Below are 1,754 nucleotides of genomic sequence, written 5' to 3' on the forward strand. Positions count from 1 at the left end.
CTCTTATGTTTTAACAGATAATACTGGAAAAGTTTTTTCAAAAAAAATTCATTCCATAAATACATCAGAAATATTTATTACTAGCGATATATTTATTAAAAATCTTCTATCTTTTTATAGATCACTAACTGTTCCTGTCTCTGCAATTGGAATTGCATTACCTGGTCATTATAATTATTCCAGCCAAATACTTACAAATAACTGTATATGGAAACAATTTGATCTAGAAAAAATTATTGACTCCGTAGAGATTCCAATTTTTTTTGAAAACAACGTAAATTGTATGGCATTGGCAGAGCATTTCTTCTATAGTAAAAGGAATGAAAATTTTTTATTTTTTCATATTGGTCGAGGAATTCATTGTTCTTATTTCTATAAGGGAGATATTTTTAGCAAGGAGAATTTTTTAATAGGTGAAGTAGGACATACTGTAGTAAATTTAGATGGCCAATATTGTGAGTGCGGTAAAAGAGGGTGTTTACAAACTTACACTAGTGAAGCATGGTTATTAAAGTATTCACAATCAATTTATAGAAACTCCACTTCTACTTTTTTACATCAACTAATTGATACTGAAGAAGAAATCTCTATGGAAACACTTCTTACTGCATATGATCTTGGTGATCCTGCTATTTTAAAATTATTTGACAATGCGCTCAATTATATTGCTTTAACTCTAAATAATCTAAATATGATTCTTGATTCCTCTAAAATATTTTTACATGGAAAAATATTTGATAATGAAAATATCTTTACTGCTTTAACACGGTTATTAAATGTGGATCCTCAATTATTAATTTTTCCTCAACAAGAAGAAATTATAAAAAAGCCCTATCAAAGAATTAACGGAGCTATTGGAGCATCTGCATTGTGTATATATAAAAAGCTAGGGAATTATGATTTTGTGGTTTAATCTTCAGTGAACTCCTCATCACTTAGCTAAACCTGCCGGTTTTTAATGCTTGAAGTGGAAGCTTCTTGGGAAGAGAGCATACTTGCAAGCGTATTTCTTTACTCACAGCGGTTTCTCTTATTTACCAAGCTATCCCCGTAGTTCCTACGGTTTTTGATGATTGGATCTAAGCTAATCCCATGGAATGTAATCTTAGACCTTCGGTCAGAATATTGATACTAGCATTGATATCTCGGTCATGATGAGCATGACAAACAGGACAAGTCCATTCTCGAATTAAATCACGGGTATTCTCGGCTAGTTCATAAAGAAGAAATACCGAATGGTTATTTGTATTAATTCCATGTTATATCAACTCATTTCTTATATAGACTGATGGTAACATAGGACAAAATAAAAAGGCAATATGCCTTAGTTGTCGGTCTTCGAGTTACCAACGATATCCCCTCATACCGAACGGCATTCATCACCCACCTATAGAGGATGGGCGACTTCTGCCTATATAGTTAAGCAAACAGCGAAATTTTTTCCCGCTGTTTGTTTAACATTTTAGAAAACTATCATTCTATCTCTCTTCTTTTTTTATAGCCTAACAATCCTACAGCTCCCAAAAGAAATACCCCCCAAGTAACTTTTAAAATACTATTATCTACTGAACCTGTTTTCGGAAATTCTAACATCGAAGCATTAAGAGTCTTCGCTTCTGTTACCTCATTTAACTCATCAACTGCAGTTTTATCTGCAACACTCACTAACCCGTCAGCTACTACTTCTGTCTTCTTCGTTACTCCCGCTTGACTTGCCGCTTCTGCTGCCTCAACTGCCACTTCTGCCGCTTCAA

The 1,754-nt window shown here is 33.5% G+C and carries 2 protein-coding genes and 1 pseudogene; 1 reads left to right on the forward strand and 2 read right to left on the reverse strand.

What is annotated here, in order from left to right; all coding sequences use genetic code 11:
* The coding region (locus A5883_RS12170) for an ROK family protein (protein WP_086338681.1) at window positions 1-913 on the forward strand (913 nt) is incomplete at its 5' end.
* 166 nt (window positions 914-1,079) lie between these two features.
* Here A5883_RS12170 and A5883_RS12175 read toward each other — a convergent pair.
* Window positions 1,080-1,190, reverse strand: a pseudogene (locus A5883_RS12175) (zinc ribbon domain-containing protein); the annotation flags it as partial.
* Between the two features lie 283 nt (window positions 1,191-1,473).
* The coding region (locus tag A5883_RS12180; RefSeq protein WP_176323993.1) for a GA-like domain-containing protein at window positions 1,474-1,754 on the reverse strand (281 nt) is incomplete at its 5' end.

It is taken from the genome of Enterococcus sp. 5B3_DIV0040 (assembly GCF_002140755.1).
Classification (GTDB): Bacteria; Bacillota; Bacilli; order Lactobacillales; family Enterococcaceae; genus Enterococcus_D; species Enterococcus_D casseliflavus.